The organism is Streptomyces sp. NPDC090445, assembly GCF_044769385.1.
In the GTDB taxonomy this organism is placed as follows: Bacteria; Actinomycetota; Actinomycetes; order Streptomycetales; family Streptomycetaceae; genus Streptomyces.
Genome location: NZ_JBIVXV010000081.1, coordinates 1 through 1,482 on the forward strand (window position 1 = coordinate 1; position 1,482 = coordinate 1,482).

Sequence of the window (1,482 nt, forward strand, 5' to 3'; positions counted from 1 at the left end):
GTGGCCGAGCTGCACTCCCTGCGCGAGCAGGCGCGGCGTGGACCGAGTGACCGGGCGACCGAGGCCCAGCACGCGAAGGGCAAGCTGACGGCGCGCGAGCGCATCGCGCTGCTCCTCGACGAGGGTTCCTTCAAGGAGGTCGAGCAGCTGCGCCGGCACCGGGCGACCGGTTTCGGCCTGGAGGGCAAGAAGCCGTACACCGACGGTGTGATCACCGGTTGGGGCACGGTCGAGGGCCGCACGGTCTTCGTCTACGCGCACGACTTCCGGATCTTCGGCGGTGCGCTGGGCGAGGCCCACGCCACGAAGATCCACAAGATCATGGACATGGCCATCGCGGCCGGTGCCCCGCTGGTCTCGCTCAACGACGGCGCCGGCGCCCGTATCCAGGAGGGCGTCTCCGCGCTCGCCGGGTACGGCGGCATCTTCCAGCGCAACACCCGGGCCTCGGGTGTCATCCCGCAGATCTCGGTGATGCTGGGCCCGTGCGCGGGCGGCGCGGCGTACTCGCCGGCGCTGACGGACTTCGTGTTCATGGTCCGCGACACCTCGCAGATGTTCATCACCGGCCCCGACGTCGTGCGCGCCGTCACCGGCGAGGAGATCAGCCAGAACGGCCTGGGCGGCGCCGACGTCCACGCCGAGACCTCCGGCGTGGCGCACTTCGCGTACGACGACGAGGAGACCTGCATCTCCGAGGTCCGCTACCTCATCTCGATGCTGCCCTCCAACAACCGCGAGAACCCGCCGGTCCACGAGACCTCCGACCCGGCCGACCGCCGCTCGGACGTCCTGCTGGACCTGGTCCCCGCGGACGGCAACCGCCCGTACGACATGCACAAGGTGATCGAGGAGCTCGTCGACGACGGCGACGTCCTGGAGATCCACGAGCGCTGGGCCCGCAACATCATCTGCGCCCTGGCCCGCCTCGACGGGCAGGTCGTCGGCATCGTCGCCAACCAGCCGCAGACCCTGGCCGGCGTCCTCGACATCGAGGCCTCCGAGAAGGCCGCGCGCTTCGTCCAGATGTGCGACGCCTTCAACATCCCGATCATCACCCTGCTGGACGTGCCCGGCTTCCTCCCGGGCGTCGACCAGGAGCACGGCGGCATCATCCGCCACGGCGCCAAGCTGCTCTACGCGTACTGCAACGCCACCGTCCCGCGGATCTCCCTGATCCTGCGCAAGGCCTACGGCGGCGCGTACATCGTCATGGACTCCCAGTCCATCGGCGCGGACCTCACCTACGCCTGGCCGACCAACGAGATCGCGGTCATGGGCGCCGAAGGCGCAGCCAACGTCATCTTCCGCAAGCAGATCGCGGAGGCCGAGGACCCCGAGGCCATGCGCGCCCGCATGGTCAAGGAGTACAAGGCCGAGCTGATGCACCCGTACTACGCGGCCGAACGCGGCCTCGTCGACGACGTCATCGACCCCGCCGAGACCCGCGAGACGCTGATCGGCGCCCTCGCGATGCTCCGC

1 protein-coding gene is annotated in these 1,482 nt (G+C 69.8%); it reads left to right on the forward strand.

What is annotated here, in order from left to right; genetic code table 11:
* A partial coding sequence (locus ACIQUT_RS40290; RefSeq protein WP_403570710.1) for an acyl-CoA carboxylase subunit beta occupies positions 1 to 1,482 on the forward strand: 1,482 nt, incomplete at both ends.